At 73.1% G+C, this 15,346-nt stretch carries 12 protein-coding genes; 5 read left to right on the forward strand and 7 right to left on the reverse strand.

Annotated elements, in window-relative coordinates; translation table 11 throughout:
• Positions 1-6: 6 nt before the first annotated feature.
• The 4 genes from C2142_RS03640 to C2142_RS03655 all read right to left on the reverse strand — a co-directional run bounded on the left by C2142_RS03640 (position 7) and on the right by C2142_RS03655 (position 5,212).
• Complete coding sequence (locus tag C2142_RS03640; RefSeq protein ID WP_148641048.1) at positions 7-990, reverse strand: polyphosphate kinase 2 family protein; 984 nt, start codon at positions 988-990, stop codon at positions 7-9.
• A 235-nt stretch (positions 991-1,225) separates the two neighbouring features.
• The gene (locus C2142_RS03645; RefSeq protein WP_148641049.1) at positions 1,226-3,367 is read right to left on the reverse strand and encodes a SpoIIE family protein phosphatase; all 2,142 of its coding nucleotides are present in this window, start codon (positions 3,365-3,367) and stop codon (positions 1,226-1,228) included.
• A gap of 266 nt (positions 3,368-3,633) precedes the next feature.
• Positions 3,634-3,978, reverse strand: coding sequence for a carboxymuconolactone decarboxylase family protein (locus C2142_RS03650; protein WP_148641050.1), 345 nt, complete (start codon positions 3,976-3,978; stop codon positions 3,634-3,636).
• Between the two features lie 178 nt (positions 3,979-4,156).
• Positions 4,157-5,212 carry a magnesium and cobalt transport protein CorA gene (locus tag C2142_RS03655; protein ID WP_148641051.1) on the reverse strand — a complete coding sequence of 352 codons (1,056 nt, stop codon included), beginning with the start codon at positions 5,210-5,212 and terminating at the stop codon, positions 4,157-4,159.
• 401 nt (positions 5,213-5,613) lie between these two features.
• On the opposite strand from C2142_RS03655, the gene C2142_RS03660 reads away from it, so the two are divergent.
• The 4 genes from C2142_RS03660 to C2142_RS03675 all read left to right on the forward strand — a co-directional run bounded on the left by C2142_RS03660 (position 5,614) and on the right by C2142_RS03675 (position 10,171).
• Entirely contained in the window at positions 5,614-6,813 is a 1,200-nt protein-coding gene (locus C2142_RS03660; RefSeq protein WP_148641052.1) for a globin domain-containing protein, read from the forward strand.
• Between the two features lie 192 nt (positions 6,814-7,005).
• Positions 7,006-7,560, forward strand: a complete 555-nt coding sequence (locus C2142_RS03665) for a TetR/AcrR family transcriptional regulator (RefSeq protein ID WP_148641053.1) — start codon at positions 7,006-7,008, stop codon at positions 7,558-7,560.
• 333 nt (positions 7,561-7,893) lie between these two features.
• Positions 7,894-8,931 (forward strand): agmatine deiminase family protein, encoded by a 1,038-nt coding sequence (locus C2142_RS03670; protein ID WP_148641054.1) that lies wholly within the window; start codon positions 7,894-7,896, stop codon positions 8,929-8,931.
• Between the two features lie 70 nt (positions 8,932-9,001).
• Complete coding sequence (locus C2142_RS03675; RefSeq protein WP_148641055.1) at positions 9,002-10,171, forward strand: agmatine deiminase family protein; 1,170 nt, start codon at positions 9,002-9,004, stop codon at positions 10,169-10,171.
• Positions 10,172-10,228: 57 nt separating this feature from the next.
• On the opposite strand, the gene C2142_RS03680 is transcribed toward C2142_RS03675, so the two are convergent.
• Positions 10,229-11,416, reverse strand: coding sequence for an agmatine deiminase family protein (locus tag C2142_RS03680; protein ID WP_148641056.1), 1,188 nt, complete (start codon positions 11,414-11,416; stop codon positions 10,229-10,231).
• A gap of 193 nt (positions 11,417-11,609) precedes the next feature.
• Here C2142_RS03680 and C2142_RS03685 point away from each other — a divergent pair, with 193 nt between their 5' ends.
• Positions 11,610-12,248 (forward strand): TetR/AcrR family transcriptional regulator, encoded by a 639-nt coding sequence (locus C2142_RS03685; RefSeq protein ID WP_162002398.1) that lies wholly within the window; start codon positions 11,610-11,612, stop codon positions 12,246-12,248.
• Positions 12,249-12,267: 19 nt separating this feature from the next.
• On the opposite strand, the gene C2142_RS03690 is transcribed toward C2142_RS03685, so the two are convergent.
• Positions 12,268-13,440: an agmatine deiminase family protein gene (locus C2142_RS03690; protein WP_148641058.1), complete on the reverse strand. Its 1,173-nt coding sequence runs from the start codon at positions 13,438-13,440 to the stop codon at positions 12,268-12,270.
• A gap of 69 nt (positions 13,441-13,509) precedes the next feature.
• A complete protein-coding gene (locus C2142_RS39255) occupies positions 13,510-15,129 on the reverse strand; it encodes an IS1634 family transposase (RefSeq protein ID WP_148641059.1) in 1,620 nt (539 codons plus the stop codon).
• Between the last annotated feature and the right edge of the window lie 217 nt (positions 15,130-15,346).

Below are 15,346 nucleotides of genomic sequence, written 5' to 3' on the forward strand. Positions count from 1 at the left end.
CGCTCCTCACGATCCGGATCCGCCGGGCCGGCCGTCCCGGCCGTCCCGGCCGACCGGGTGCGCCGCCGCGTACGGGTCGTCGGCGGCTCCCTCGGGGGCCTGCTTCTCCAGCCGGCGCCTGGCCGCGCGGAGCTCCTGCCGGGCCTCGTCACCGACGGTCGGGTACTGGGGGTCGAGCCCGATCAGCGTGTGCGCGAGCACCGCCGCCGCACAGATCCGCGCGAACCACTTCCGGTCGGCCGGCACCACGTACCAGGGCGCCCACGGCGTGCTCGTGGCCGACAGCATCTCGGAGAACGCCTCCTGGTAGTCGTCCCACCGCTCGCGCTCGCGGATGTCCGCCGCGGAGAACTTCCAGTTCTTCTCGGGCAGGTCGATCCGTTTCAGGAAGCGGGTGCGCTGCTCCTCCTTGGAGAGGTTCAGGAAGATCTTCACCACCTTGAACCCGTTCTCGGTGAGGTACCGCTCCCAGTCGTTGATCGCCCGGTAGCGGTCCTCCCAGATCCCCGGCCCCTTCGCCTCGTCCGGCAGCCTCTGCCGGTCGAGGACCTCGGGGTGTACCCGCACCACGAGCACCTCCTCGTAGTGCGACCGGTTGAAGATCCCGATGTCGCCCCGGGCCGGCAGCCGCTGCGCGTACCGCCACAGGAAGTCGTGGTCGAGCTCCTCCGCGGAGGGCACCTTGAAGCTGCTCACGTGGACGCCCTGCGGGTTCACCCCGCTCATCACGTGGCGGATCGTGCCGTCCTTCCCGCCGGCGTCCAGCGCCTGGAGGCAGAGCAGCACTCCGTAGGTGTCCTGGGCCGCCAGCCTGTCCTGGTACTCCGCCAGCAGGGAGACGCCGGAGCGCAACAGCTCCGTGCCCTCGCGCTTCTTCAGACCGGCCTTGAAGCGCGGGTCGAAGTCGGCTTCCAGGTCCACCTCCGAACCCGGCTTCACCCGCAGCGGCTTGATGAACTTCGCGATCCGCTTCGCACGTTTGTCGGCCACCGCCTGCACCAGCTCCTCCCGGGTCCGGCGGGCGCCACGAGGCTCTCGCCGTATTCTCCGCCCGCACGGGCGACGGCGGCTGCTGCCCGTACCCGCAACCGCGTGCCCCTCGTCCCGGACGCCGCAGACGTCCCCGTTGCGCACTCCCGAGTCTCGGCAGCGCGGCGGCCGCCCGCACGCCGGCCTACGCCGCACGGGGGACCGCCGCCCCGGCGGCCGGCGGCACCGCCGCGGGTCACCGGGGGACGGACCGGACCAGCAGCAGGGCGATGTCGTCGGTGCGGTGCTGCGCGTGCCCGGCCCGGCCGACGAGCGCGTCGGCGAGCCGGTCCAGCGGTTCGCCGCCGTGGCGGGCGAGCGTGGCGGTGAGCTCGGCCACCGCCTGGTCGAGATCGCCGCCGGGCGTCTCGATGAGGCCGTCGGTGTACAGGACCAGGGTGGTGCCGACCGGCAGCCCGACGCGGATCTGCGGGTACTCGGCCGCGGGGTCGACGTTCAGCACCACGCCGGTGAGCGGCTCCAGCGCCTCGGCCCGGCCGTCCGGGTCGTACCGCAGGGGCACCGGATGGCCCGCGTTGGCCAGCCGGGCCTCGCGGTGGACGAGATCGACGCAGAGGTAGCTGCAGCTGGCCAGCAGGGTCGTGTCCAGGTCGGCCAGCAGGCGGTTGGTGCGGGCGAGCACGGTGCTCGGGTCGGCGTCGGCCGCGGCGAAGGCGCGGACGGCGGTGCGGACCTGGCCCATCAGCGCGGCGGCGTTGACGTTGTGGCCCTGGACGTCGCCGATCACCACGGCCACCGTGTCGGCACCGACCCGGATGAGGTCGTAGAAGTCCCCTCCGACGTCCATGTCCTCGGTGCACGGCAGGTAGCGGGCCGCGATCTCCAGGCTCGGGACGGTGGGCAGCGCGTGCGGCAGCAGGCTCTCCTGGAGGCCGTGGGCGAGGAGGAGCTTGGTGTCGTACAGCCGGGCCCGGTCCAGGGCCTGGGCGATCAGACCGCCGAGCGAGGTGAGGACGGCGCGCTCCTCCACGTCGAAGCGGTGCGGCTCGGCGAAGGCCAGCACGCAGGTGCCGATCAGCCGGCCCGAGGTCACCAGCGGCAGATAGGCCCAGGCGGCCATGCCGTCCTGCGTCTCGTGGCGGTCCGGGTAGAGCCGTTCCAGCTCCACCCGGGTCTCGAAGAACGCCGGAACGGGATTGGTCGACGCCTGGACGCCGGGCGTGGACTCCGTCAGCGGGGTGCTGTCGAACTGGTCGACCAGGCCCGGCGGATATCCGCGGTGGCCCACGATCCGCAGCCGGCCACCCTCGGCCATCAGCACCGCGACGGCCTGGCCGCCGAACGCCGGCAGGATCTGCTCGGAGACCATGCCCACGACGTCCTGCACGCTGACGGCCTCGGTCAGCGCACCGGCGAGGTGGAGGAGGTGGTACAGCGCTCCGGGCCGCGTGTGCACCACGCGCTCGGCGGGGGCCCCGGCCCGTCGGCCGGCCTTGGCGTCACCGGTGACCTCGGCGGCTTCGACGACCCGTACGGTGACCCCGGAGGCGTCCGGGAAGAGCTGGAACGAGAGCCACCGGTCCGGCGGCCTCAGTGCGACGAAGGAGGTGGACTGCCCGCCGATCACCGCCGCGCGGTAGTGGTACTCGTACACCGGGTCGCGCAGCCAGGGCAGCGCCTCCCACGGCCGTACGCCCAGCAGCCGGTCGACCGGTTCGCCGAGCAGCCCGGCCGCGGCCGGGGTGACCGCGGCCAGCCGGCCGTCCAGGTCGATCTCGCAGACGCCCTCCGGCAGCCGTGCCGCCATCGTGCTGCCCGGGCCGGCGGAACGGTACTCCGCCACCGCGGGGCTCGGGCCGGGCCGGATCGGACGGCCCGCCCGGGCCGCCACCGCCAGTGGCCCGGCCAGCCGCCGGGCGAGCGCGTCGAGCCCGTCGCGTTCACCGGGCGACAGCTCGGAGGGGTGCGCGGCGGGCCAGAGGACGAACAGGGCCCCGTAGGTGGTCCCCTGTGCGACGAGCGGAACGGCCGCGAGGCAGAACGAGTACGGCATGGCGACCGCGACGCTGGGGTAGCGGCGGGCCATCTCCTCGGGACCGGCGACCCAGACCGTCCGGCCGGTGCGCACCGCCTCGACGACCGGGATCGGTGCGGTCATGCCCACGTGCCGCCACGGTCGGGTGAACTGCCGGGCGGCCCCGAAGGTCATGACCAGTTCGAGCAGGCGCTGGTCCTCCGACAGCATGTAGAGGCCGCCGAGGTGCGCACCGACCCGGTCCGGCACCGACCGCAGGATCCGCGCCAGCACCGCGAGGCCGCGCCCTTCCATCACCTCGGCGGCCTCGTGTCCGGACCGCGACGACGCATGTGGCGACATGCCCATCACAACAACCTCGTTCGAGCCGACGGCGGACCCGCGCCCCCCTCCATACTGGCCCGGCCGGGTACCGTACGCGTCCTGTCGCCGCCCGGCGGACGGCGGTGGAGCCGCACCGCCGGCGCCCTCCACGTGCTGACCCGCCGGGAGCGCGGTGGACGGCCGGCCCGCACTCCGCGGGCAGCGCACGAGAAGGCCACCCCGGGGAGACCCCGGGGTGGCCTCGGCTCCGACCGCCCGTTCAGGGCTGATCCCTGGGGAGCGGATCAGTAGGGCTCCGCCTTGCTCTCTGCTTCGACCTGGGCGACCTCGGCCACGGCGATGGCGAGGCCTAGCGCCTCGGTGATGTGGCCCGCCGCCGCCATGACGCGGGCCGTGCCCACGATGGGCGCGACCGCGACCAGCACGTCCTGCAACTGTTCGACCGTCAGCCCGGCCTCGACGGCCGGGCCCACGTGGGCGAGGTAGGAGATCGCGGGTGCGTCCATGGCCGCGAGGGCCGCGATCCTGGTGAGGATGAGCGTCCGCTCGTCCAGGCCGCAACGTTCGAGCGAGTCGACCGTCATGGCGGCGAGCGTGTCGAGGACGGGGGTCTCTGACTGTGTGGTCATGCCTGGCTGCCTTCCGCGGGAGGTGGCACTGACAGGGAAGTGCGCCGGACAGCGGGAGTCGCCACCGCCGACGGGCCCTGTTCCGAAGACTAGAGGCCTCACCCGGACCGCGCACGGCGGGCAGCGGTCAGCGGCTGCCTTCGCACGTCGCGTCGAGGAGCACGGTGCCCGGCCGGCGTCAGCCCGCCGGGGCCGTCGGAGCGGGCGGGACCGCGCCGGCCGTTCCCGGTACCGTCGGCGCATCCTCGCGACGCCGCCGCCGCAGCCAGACGGTCAGCAGGAGGCACGGCAACAGGAGCCCGCAGAGGGTGAGGACGAGGAACGTCGTGAAGCCGCTGATGTGGCTCACCAGCCACTCGAAGTTCTGCCCGAAGAACCCGACCACGAACGACAGCGGGAGGAACACGGTCGCCACGATCGTGAGCCGCTCCATCGTGGCGCTCTGTCGGAGAGTGATCTTGTTCTGCTCGACGGAGATGACCGCGATGTTCGCCTCCAGGACGGTGGTCAGGAGGTCCCGCTGGGCGGCGACCTCCTCGTTGACGAGCAGGAGGTGGTCGTGCACGTCGCGGAAGTACGGCAGGAGCTCGGCCGGCGACCTGCCGGTCTGCAGCCGCCGGCCCAGCACGGCCAGCAACGGGTGCACGACGCGGTAGAAGTCGGTGGCCTCCCGGCGCAGGAAGTAGATCCGCTCGGTCGGCGCGACCGCCCCGGAGAACACCGTGGCCTCGATCTCCTCGATGTCGCGTTCGAGTCCCGCGACGACGGGCGCGTAGCCGTCGACGACCTGGTCGAGGATGCCCCAGAGCGTCGAGGCGCTCCCGGCCCGCAGCAGCTCGGGCCTGCGTTCCAGCCGGCTGCGGGCGCCGGCCAGTTCGCTGGCGACGCCCTGGCGGACGGTGATCACGAAGTGCTCGGCCAGGAAGATGCTGATCTCACCGGTGTCGACCTCCTCGCGCTCGTCGTCGTAGCGCGCGGTGCGCAGGATGATCAGCTCCGTGCCGTCCTCGTACTGCTCGGCCTTCGGCCGCAGGTGGAAGGCCTGGGCGTCCTCGACGGCGAGTTCGTGGAGGCCGAAACCCTCGCGGACCTCCTCCAGTTCCCCGGCGCCCGGTTCGAACATGCCCAGCCAGACGAAGCCGCCCCGCGCACAGCGCGCGGCGGCCTCCTCCAGAGGCATCGCACCCTCGTGCTGCCGGCGCCCGTCGCGGTAGTGCGCACAGTCGACGATCATGGCCTTCCTCCTCGCGTCCGGCCCGCCGACGCCTCCGCCACCCCCGCCGCGCCGTTCGGCGACGCGGTGCGCCGGCAGGCCTCACAGCAACGCCTGCTCCTCCGCTCCACCTCATGCTCCTCCGCTTCGCCCGTAACGTCCCCGCGCTCCGTCCCGGACGTCCCGACGCATCGGCCGGAACGTCCCCCGCGGCCGTCCGAACCGCCCCGCGGTGGCCCCGCACGGTGGACGCGCCCGGGGCGGCGGCCGAAGGTACCGGTGGGCAGGGACCTTCGGTCCCTCGGCAGCGGGGCCTCCCGTGCGTTCTTCTTGAGGCGCCACCGGAACCCGCGCCCGGCGTCCCGGCCCACCACCGGCCGTCGACGCACGCGGTCCACCGCCACGTGCCCGAGGAGTACGCCTTGCTTTCCGCCGAATCAGCCCGGGTCGTCCGCGACTCCCTGCCCGCCGTCGGCGCGGCCCTCGACGAGATCACCGCCCGCTTCTACGCCACCATGTTCGCCGAGCACCCGGAGCTCCTGGACGGGATGTTCAACCGCGGCAACCAGGCCAGCGGCGCCCAGCGCCGGGCCCTCGCCGGGTCGATCGCCGGGTTCGCCGGCGCGCTGCTGGCACATCCCGACACCCGCCCCGACGCGCTGCTGGCCCGCATCGCCCACAAACACGTCGCGGTCGGCGTCACCGACGACCAGTACACGATCGTGCACAAGTACCTCTTCGCCGCCATCGCCGAGGTGCTGGGCGAGGCGGTGACACCCGAGGTGGCCGCGGCCTGGGACGAGGTCTACTGGCTGATGGCCGGTGCGCTCATCGCCCAGGAGGCCCGCCTCTACCAGGAGGCGCAGGTCCGGCCGGGGATGGTCTGGCAGCAGTGGACGGTCGTCGAGCGGCGCGAGGAGACCGCGGACACGGCCTCCTTCCTGCTCCGGCCCGCCGACGGCTCCGACGCCCCGCCGGCCCGGGCGGGCCAGTACGTCAGCGTGCGCGTCCTGCTGCCCGACGGCGTGCACCAGTTGCGCCAGTACAGCCTCTCCGGCGCGCCCGGTGGCCGGCTGCGCCGGATCACCGTCAAGCGCGTCCACGGCGAGGGCCCCGACGGCGAGGTCTCCGGTCTCCTGCACCGCACCGTGCGCCCCGGCGACGAGCTCACCCTGTCCGTGCCCGTCGGCGACGTCCTCCTCGACGACACGGACGCCCCGCTGGTGCTGGTCTCCGCCGGGATCGGCTGCACGCCGATGGTGGGCATGCTCGAACACCTCGCCGCCACCGGCTCCCGCCGCCCGGTCCTCGTCCTGCACGCGGACCGCTCCCCCGCCGACCACGCCCTGCGCGCCGACACCGAGCGCTTCGTGGCCGGACTGCCCGACGCCCGCGCCGTGTTCTGGTACGAGCAGCTCTCGGCCGAGGAGCCGGAAGGGCGCACCGGGCTGATGGACCTCGACGGCCTCGACCTGCCCGGGAACGCCCACGTGTACCTGTGCGGCGCGCTGCCCTTCATGCGGGCGGCCCGTGACCAGCTGCTGCGCGCCGGAGTCCCGGCCCGGCACATCCGCTACGAGGTCTTCGGCCCCGACCTCTGGCTCGCCGACGCCACGGCCTGACACCGGCCGCGCAACCGCCGCCGCGGCAGGACCGCCCTGCCGCGGCGGCGGTGCATGCATCCCCGGTGCCGGGCCGGGGCCCCGAGGGCCCCCGGAGGTCACGGTGACTGACGGGGCTTTCAGCCCCCGGAGGGATCTTGGCAGAAGCCCCGGGTAAGGTAGGCGATCGTGGCGAGTCGTAAAACGTCGATCATGGAAGCAGCGGCGCGGGTGATCGCGCGGCGTGGGGTGCGCGGGCTGCGGGTGGAGGAGCTCGCCGCCGAGGCGGGCGTGTCCACCGCGTTGATCTACTACCACTTCAAGGACCGCACCGGGATCCTCCGGCAGACGCTGGAGTTCATCAACGACCGGGCCGAGCGCTACACGACCGAGCGGGCCGCCGACGCGCCGCCGCTGACGGCCCGCGAGGAGCTGGAGCAGACGCTGCTGCTGGAGCTCCAGGACACCGCCGAGGTGCGCGAGAACAGCACCGCCTGGGGCGAGCTGCGGGCGAGCGCGGTGTTCGACGGGACGCTGCGCGAGGACCTCGCACGGGCCACCCGGGTCTGGGTGCAGGAGGTCGCCGAGTTGCTCGGGGCGGTACAGCCGATGTCCCCGGCGGTCGCCCTGGCCGGTGCGGCGGAGCGGCTGACCGCGCTGCTGGAGGGGCTGAGCACGCGCTGGCTCAGCGGCAGCCTGCCCCTGGCACACGCCCGCGCGCTCATGGCCGAGGCGATCGACGCCGAGGTGGCCCGACTCGGCTCCTGAGCCGGCGGGTCCGGACCAGCGGACTCCGAACCGCCGCGCCGGAACCGGCCGGCGGCCCGAACCCGCGGGGTCCGAGCCGGCGTGCGTCCGGGCCGGCCTGCGCTCCGAGCCGCCCGCAGCGGCCGGACGTCACTCTCCGTACGGAAGTCGTCGGACCTGCGTCATGCCACGCCCGCGAGTTTGACTGATTTTTCAGTCAGTGCGAGCCTGAAGCCGCAGGCCGGGTGCTGCCGCCGGCCCCCTCCCGTGGTGCGCCGCCGTGTGGCGGCGCGAAGAGTGGACCTGGTGGCCCGTGCGCCCTCCCCCGCACCGCCGCACGATCTGGAGACCCTCATGACGCACCACCGCGATGACCGTTCCACCGAGGCCTACCCCTGGGTGCCCGCAGACGACGCACCGCACGCCCGGACGTGGATGTCCTGGCCCTCCCGCCGGGGCGTGTGGGGGCTGCGCCTGGGCGGCGTCCAGGAGGACATCGCCCTGATCGCCCGGACGATCGCGGAGTTCGAGCCGGTGGTCATGTGCGCGCCCGACGACTGGACGGCGGGCAAGGCCCAGCCGTGGTGCGGTTCCGCGGTGGAGGTGATCACCGCCATCCCCACCGACGACCTGTGGATGCGCGACATCGCGCCGGTGTTCCGCCGGGACGGCCACGGCGGCCTGGACGCCGTGATCCTCAACTTCAACGGCTGGGGCAACAAGCAGGTCCACCACGACGACGCCCTGGTCGCCGAGCGCCTCGCCACCCGCCGGGGCCTGCGCCACAGCTACGCGGACTTCGTCGGCGAGGGCGGCGCGATCGAGACCGACGGCGACGGCACGGTCATGGCCACCGAGAGCAGCCTGGTCAACAAGAACCGCAACCGGGGCATGAGCCGGGACGAGATCGAGGACGCCGTCCTGGACGCCTACGGCGCGGACGAGATGATCTGGCTGCCCGGCATCAAGGGCCGGGACATCACCGACGACCACGTGGACGTCACCTCCCGGTTCGTCCGCCCCGGCGTCGTGATGGTCCAGCTGCCGCCGGCGGACCGCAACGACGCCTGGGCGCGGGACGCCCGCGAGCAGTTCGCGATCCTCTCCGCCGCCACCGACGCCCGCGGCCGCCGCCTCCAGGTCATCCCCGTGCACGGGCCGGACACCGTCCGCTCCCGCAGCTCGAAGTTCGTCGACTCCTACCTCAACTTCCACGTCGTCAACGGCGGTGTCATCACCGCCCAGTTCGGCGACCCGTACAAGGACGCCGCCGCGAAGGAGGCGCTCGCCACGGCGTTCCCCGGCCGCGAGGTGGTGCAGATCGACGTCGACCGCCTGATGGCCGGCGGCGGCGGCATCCACTGCTCGACCATGCACGAGCCGCTGCCGTAGCCGCGGCCGCCTCCACCGAACACCCCGTTCCGAAGCCCCGACAGCCCCGACCCCCGGCCGGAGACCCCCCATGCCCAACGCCCTGTCCCGCCGCACCCTGATGCGCTCCCTCGCCGGTGCCGGCGTCGGCGCCCTCACCCTCGGCCTCACCGCCTGCGATCCCACCGGCGCCGGCGACCTCGACGCCGTCTCGCCCTCGCAGCAGCCCGGCGGTGCGGCCACGGCGGGCGCCGGCGCCCGCCGCTTCGGCGCCGAGTGGGAGAAGCACCTGCGCACGGTGATGTCCTGGCCCGCCTCCGAGAGCGTCTGGGGCGACCAGCTCCCGGACGTCCGCCGGGACGTCGCGGGCCTGGCCCAGGCCATCGCGGCGCGCGAGCCGGTCGTCCTGATGGCCCGCCCCGAGCAGAAGGACGCCGCACAGAAGGCCTGCGGCTCGGCGGTCGAGGTCGTGCCCATCGCCGTCGACGACCTGTGGGCCCGGGACACCCTGCCGGTGTTCGTCGAGGAGGGTGGCAAGGTCAAGGGCGTCGACTTCAACTTCAACGGCTGGGGAGGCAAGCAGCAGCGCGGCAACGACTCCGAGGTCGCCCGCGCGGTGCTGGCGAAGTACGGCGTCGAGCGCATCGAGACCCGGCTCGTCGCCGAGGGCGGCTCCTTCGAGACCGACGGCCAGGGCACCCTGCTGGTGACCGAGAGCTCCGTCGTCAACGACAACCGCAACCCGGGCATGACCCGCGACCAGGTCGAGGCGGAGCTCAAGAAGGCCCTCGGCGTCACCAAGGTCGTCTGGCTGGCCGGCGTCAAGGGCAAGGACATCACCGACGCCCACGTCGACTGCCTGACCCGCTTCGTCGCTCCCGGCGTCGTCCTGCTCGACCAGGCCTTCCCCGGCACCCCGGCGGACGTCTGGTCCCGCGCCGCCGACCAGGCCCGCACCGCCCTGAAGAACGCCACCGACGCGAGCGGCAGGAAGCTGGAGGTCGTCGAGCTCCAGCAGCCCGACCCGGACAGGATCACCGGGCGCGGCGACGCCTTCGTCTCCTCGTACATGAACTTCTACATCGGCGCGAAGGGCGTCTACCTGCCGAAGTTCGGCGACGACCGGGCCGACGGCCGCGCCCAGCAGATCATGAAGCAGTACTTCCCCGGGCGGGAGATCGTCCCCGTGAAGATCGACGCGATCGCCGCCGGCGGTGGCGGCATCCACTGCGCGACCCACGACATCCCCGCCCTCGGCTGAGCGGCCCCTTCCGGCGGGGCCGGGCCCGGTCCCAGGACCGGCCCCGACCCCGCCGCGTCAGACGGCGGGCTGCTGCTGGGTGACGCAGTGGATCCCGCCGCCTCCCGCCCCGAGGTAGTCGATGTCGAGCTGCTCGACGGTGCGGCCGGGGAACAGCCGGGCGAGGGTGGCCCTGGCCGCGCTGTCGGCCCTGGTGTCGCCGAACTGGGCGGAGATCACCGCGTTGTTGCAGAGGTAGTAGTTGGCGTAGGAGCCGACGAAGTCGGGGGACGTGGAGCGGATGAGGTTGTAGTCGGGGCCCTGGATCTGACCGACCGTGAACGGGGTGCCCTGGGCGCTGGTGGCGGTCGAGAGCGCCCGGTACTGCTGGCGCTCGTCCTCGGCCCAGACGTCGGTGTCACTCGCCAGGGGCTTCTGGACCACGGCCGCGCCGGCGCCGACGAAGCGGGAGGTGGCGTCCACGTGGTCGTCGGTGATGTCCTGGCCCGCGATGCCGGGGAACCAGATCACCGTGGAGGCGCCGAAGGCCGCGCACATCGCGGCCTCGATCTGGGCCTGGGACATGCCGGGGTTGCGGTTGGGGTTGATGATGCTGCTCCGGGTGGCCATCAGCGTGCCGGCGCCGTCGGTCTCGACGGCGCCGCCCTCGGCGACCAGCCCGGCCCGGGCGAACGGCACGCCCAGGTAGGCGGCGGCGCGCTGGGCGACCAGGGCGTCGTTGCCGTGCGGGTTCTGGTGGTTGCCCCAGCCGTTGAAGCCGAGGCCGATCGTGTCGAGACCGCCCGTGCCGTCGGTGCGGAACACGGGCCCGGTGTCGCGCATCCAGCAGTCGTCGACCGGGATGTCCCCGATGACCGTGACGCGTGAGCCGCACATCGACCGCGCCTTCGCGACACTGGCGGGATTGGCGCACAAGGTCACCGGCTCGTACTTCGCGATGGTCTTCGCGATGAGGGCGATGTTCGACTGGACACCGCTGAGTTTGCCCCGCCAGATGGTGCTGCTGTCCGGCCAGGCCATCCAGGTACGGGTGTGCGGGACGGTGTCCAGCGGCACGCGGTAGCCCGCGGCGCCGACGGCGGCCGGTCCGCCCGCGGTGGTGCGGCGTTCCCCGGCGGCCAGGGCCTGCCCGCCGGTCGCCGCGGTCAGCGCGGTGCCGGCGACGGCGAGCCCGGCGGCCGTCAGGAACCGGCGCCGGCCGACGCTCCCGTCGGCCGGCGTCTGAAGTCTGGAGCGGTCGTCCATCACTGCCTCCATGTCAAAGTCCGCTGCTCCTGCAGCAGTTGACCGAAAAGGTAAAACTGGCCAAGCGCTTGGTCAATACTTCTCGCAGGCATCGGCCCGGACGGTACGGCGTTCCCCGGGCCGGGCGCCCGCCGGGAACCGCAGGCGGCATCACCGGCCCTGCCCGGCGCCGGCAGTCGTTACAGTGACGGCCATGGCGACACAGGCGACAGGCACAGATCGGGGAACGGCCTCCGGACCGGGCGGCGCCGGCCGGACGCGCGCGTCCGCCAAGGGCGAGCAGACCCGGGCCCGGCTGATCACGGCGGCCCGGACCCTGCTCGCGGGCGACGGCGCGGGGCGGTTCACCACCCGCAACGTGGCAGCGCTGAGCGGGGTCTCGCACGGGATGTGCCACTACCACTTCGCGGACCGCACCGAGCTGATCGTCGCCGTGGTGGAGGACATCCGGCCCGAGTGGATCGCCCCGCTGGAGGAGGCGGTCACCGGCCCGGGCGACTTCGCCGAGCGGGCGGAACGGGTGCTGGCGCTGCTCACCCGGCCCGAGAGCCCCGACCTGGCACGCCTGCACGCGGCCCTGCACTGGCTCGCCCTCAACGACGAGCGGGTCCGGGCCGGCCTGGAGGCGGAGTACGCGCGGTGGCGGTCCTGCTTCGTGCACCTGTTCCGGGCCCTGGCGGACGAGCGCGGCAGCGGCGGCGACCCCGTCCCCCTCGGCGAGGCCTTCGCCGCCGCCGTGGACGGGATCGCCGCCATCGGGTCGCTGGACGGGACGGTGGACGCCGCGCGGGTGCTGCGGACGCTGATGGACTCGCTGGCGTCCACCGTCTGACCGGCCGGGACGCGCGCCGTCAGGGGGTGGCGCCGGGCGCGACGGGCTGCTGCCGGGTGGCGCAGTGGATGCCCCCTCCCCCGCCGGCGATGTGGAAGATCTCGACCTGCGTCACCTTCCGCCCGGGGTGCAGGTCGCCGATGATGCCGGCCGCGCGGTCGGCGGCGGCCCGGTCGCCGAAGCGCGGCACGATGACGCCCCCGTTGCAGCCGTAGTAGTTGAGGTAGGTGGCGGGGAAGTCCTTTCCCGCGCCCTCGATGAGGGCGATGTCGGGCTCGGGGAGTTCGATGACCTTCAGCGTCCGGCCGTTCGCGTCGGTGTCGCTCCCGAGCACCTGCAACGCCTGGTCGGAGGCGGTGGTCCAGACGTCCGGCGGGGTGTCGGGGCCGGGCCGGTGGAGGACGACGGTGCCCGGTTCGGCGAAGCGGGCGAGGGCGTCGATGTGGCAGTCGGTGATGTCCTGCCCGGCGACCCCCTTGATCCAGAGCACCTTCCGCACGCCGAACAGTTCCCTGAGGGCCTCCTCGATCTGGTCGCGGGACTTGCCGGGGTTGCGGTTGTCGTTGACCCAGGAGCTCTCGGTGGCCATGAGCGTGCCCTCGCCGTCCGCCTCGATGCCGCCGCCCTCCCCGGTGACGGGAGCCTGGATCCGCGGGATGCCGTAGTGGCCGAGGAGGGTGCGGGCAACCAGGCCGTCCTCGGCGTGGGTCTGCTTGTTGCCCCAGCCGTTGAAGTTCAGGTCGACCCCGGCGAGCCCCTGCGGGCCGGTGACGAAGGTCGGGCCGGTGTCCCGCGCCCACAGGTCGTCGACGGCCAGGTCGAGCACCTCGACGGAGGAGCCGCAGGCCTGCCGGGCCTGGCCGGCCTGGTCGGGTCTGGCCATCAGCACCACCGGCTCGAACCCGGCGACGGCCCGGGCCAGCCCCGCGATGTCCTGGCGGACACCGGGGAGCTGGTCTCCCCAGACCTCCTCCAGCGCCGGCCAGGCCATGAAGGTGCGGGTGTGCGGACCCGACTCGGCCGGCATGACCCACGCCGGCCCCGCCGGGCCACCCGACGAGGCCGGGGCCGTACCGCTCGGACCGGGCGGCTCCGCGTCCCCGCCGTCGGCGGAGCAGCCGGCCAGGGCCAGTGCGGCGAGCGCGGCTCCTGAACGCAGGAACGTGCGGCGGGGCGGCCTGGGTTGCGCCATGGAGCCTCGATCCGGCGGGTGTCGGGGGTACGGCTCCGCACGCTAGCCGGTGACTTCGCAGGTGGGGTCTTAGGTTTCCAGCCAGCGGGGTCGGGTTTCGTCGATGCCGAGGAGTTCGAGCAGGTGTGCTTGGACTCCTCGGTTGATGAGGATGACGGGTGGGCTGGTCGCGGTGCCGGGTCGGAGCATGAGGCTGTCGAGGTGGTAGAGGATCATGCGGCCGGTGGGGCGGACCTTGCGGTTGTCGGGGTAGAGGCCGCCCATGGTCCGGTCGGGGCCCAGGGCCTGGCGGACCTGGCGTTCGATCAGGCAGAACACGAGTAGGGCCAGGCAGATGACGGTGATCAGGGCGGCGATGCGCCGGTTGTGTTCCAGGAAGATCGGGGCGACGGCGAGCGGGCCCTTGAAGTCGTTGTAGCGACGCTCGACGACGCCTTGGCCCTTGTAGCGCTTGAGGACCTCGGCGGCGTCGGCCTGCTCGGGAGTGAGCCGGGTGACCAGGGCGTACCAGCCGTCGGCGGCGGCCTCGGTGTCCAGGATGTCCTGATCGAAGTGCCAGGCCAGGGACGGGCGCCCGTCGGAATCGACGGTGACCCCGGTGCGCAGGCAGCTCGCGACCCGGCGGGTTTTGGCGATCACGCCGATGCGGGCCTCGACCTTGGCCGCGGTGTTGTAGAAGCGGCCGCCGGCCGAGCGCTGCAGTTTCTCCAGGTCTTCCGCGGCCCGGGCCAGGCGCTTGGCGCGGGCGGCCTGCTGGCCTTTGGCGTTGCCGGTGGAGTGGACCAGGATCCTGCGCAGCCGGTGCTGCGGGTCGCTCTTGCGTGGCCCGGTCATGACGTGGACGTCCTCCAGGACCCGGTAGGACTCCCGTTGGTCGGCGGGGGTGTTCCGCTCGCGGTCGCGGTCGTTGACGTAGTCGACCGGCCGGGCGGAGTGAAGGTCGAGGGCGGCGTAGACATCCGCCTTGACCTGGGCGGCCGGGAGCGGGGCGATGAAGTCGACCTTCGCGTCCAGCAGTGCGGTGATGTTCGGGTGGGAGACGAGTTTGGAGTCCGCGACGAGCAGGAAGTCCTTGCGCTCGGCGGTCTTCCGCAGGGCGTTCATCGCGCCGACGACCTGCGCGACCTCGCCCGCGCCGCCGTCGTAGACCCGGTGGAAGAGGGGGATCCCGCCGTCGCGGGTGACGGCCAGGCCGGCCTGGATCTGCTTCAGATCCACCCGCCGGTCCTTGGGGTGACCGTACCTGACCTGCGGAAAGCCCTCTTCCTGGTCCTCGTAGGCGCCGAACAGGGACATCGACGTCATGTCCCAGTGAATTTGGGCGGTGTCGATGCCGAATTCCGCGATGGCCTGCGCGCCGACGGAGCCGGTGATCTCCTCCAGATGCGGGGCGATCGCGTCGAGAGCGCGGGCGAGCCTGTCGTCGTTGAGCAGGTCCGGCTCGACGCCGAAGACCTCCTCGACGGCCCACGTCCGCGCCCAGTCCCGGACTCGGACCATCGAGGTCGGCGAGGACAGCCGGTTGGCGACCAGGACCTCGATCACCTGCCCGTGCGTGAGGTGCGCGACCTCGCGGATCGGACACAGCTCGTCGATGATCCCGGCCACGTCCAGCCGGCGCAGAAACTCGGCAGAGGCGGGCAGAGCGCCCAGACGCCTCTCCACCACCGGGGCCAACTCCACCGTCATACGAGGACGCTGGACCCGGGAACGACGCGAGCGAGATATCGACACGCCCTACCCAACGACCCACCCCCGCCGAGGTACCGGCCACATCATCAGTTCATCCGAAACAGCTACATGCGAAGGATGGGGCTAGCCAAGGAGCGGTCGGGAACCGGCCCGGCAGGCACCCGCCATCGGGGTGAATCCGGCCGCGCCCGCCGCCCCGGCCCCGGCGGGCACC

Origin of the sequence: Streptomyces sp. CB01881, assembly GCF_002953255.1 — a bacterium.
GTDB lineage: Bacteria > Actinomycetota > Actinomycetes > Streptomycetales > Streptomycetaceae > Kitasatospora.

Coding starts and splice junctions, on each gene's coding strand:
- C2142_RS03655 (WP_148641051.1), bottom strand. CDS start 5,212: ATGATCGTCGACTGTGCGCACTACCGCGACGGGCGCCGGCAGCACGAG.
- C2142_RS03685 (WP_162002398.1), top strand. CDS start 11,610: ATGGCGACACAGGCGACAGGCACAGATCGGGGAACGGCCTCCGGACCG.
- C2142_RS03650 (WP_148641050.1), bottom strand. CDS start 3,978: ATGACCACACAGTCAGAGACCCCCGTCCTCGACACGCTCGCCGCCATG.
- C2142_RS03675 (WP_148641055.1), top strand. CDS start 9,002: ATGCCCAACGCCCTGTCCCGCCGCACCCTGATGCGCTCCCTCGCCGGT.
- C2142_RS03670 (WP_148641054.1), top strand. CDS start 7,894: ATGACGCACCACCGCGATGACCGTTCCACCGAGGCCTACCCCTGGGTG.
- C2142_RS03645 (WP_148641049.1), bottom strand. CDS start 3,367: ATGTCGCCACATGCGTCGTCGCGGTCCGGACACGAGGCCGCCGAGGTG.
- C2142_RS03690 (WP_148641058.1), bottom strand. CDS start 13,440: ATGGCGCAACCCAGGCCGCCCCGCCGCACGTTCCTGCGTTCAGGAGCC.
- C2142_RS03680 (WP_148641056.1), bottom strand. CDS start 11,416: ATGGACGACCGCTCCAGACTTCAGACGCCGGCCGACGGGAGCGTCGGC.
- C2142_RS39255 (WP_148641059.1), bottom strand. CDS start 15,129: ATGACGGTGGAGTTGGCCCCGGTGGTGGAGAGGCGTCTGGGCGCTCTG.
- C2142_RS03665 (WP_148641053.1), top strand. CDS start 7,006: ATGGAAGCAGCGGCGCGGGTGATCGCGCGGCGTGGGGTGCGCGGGCTG.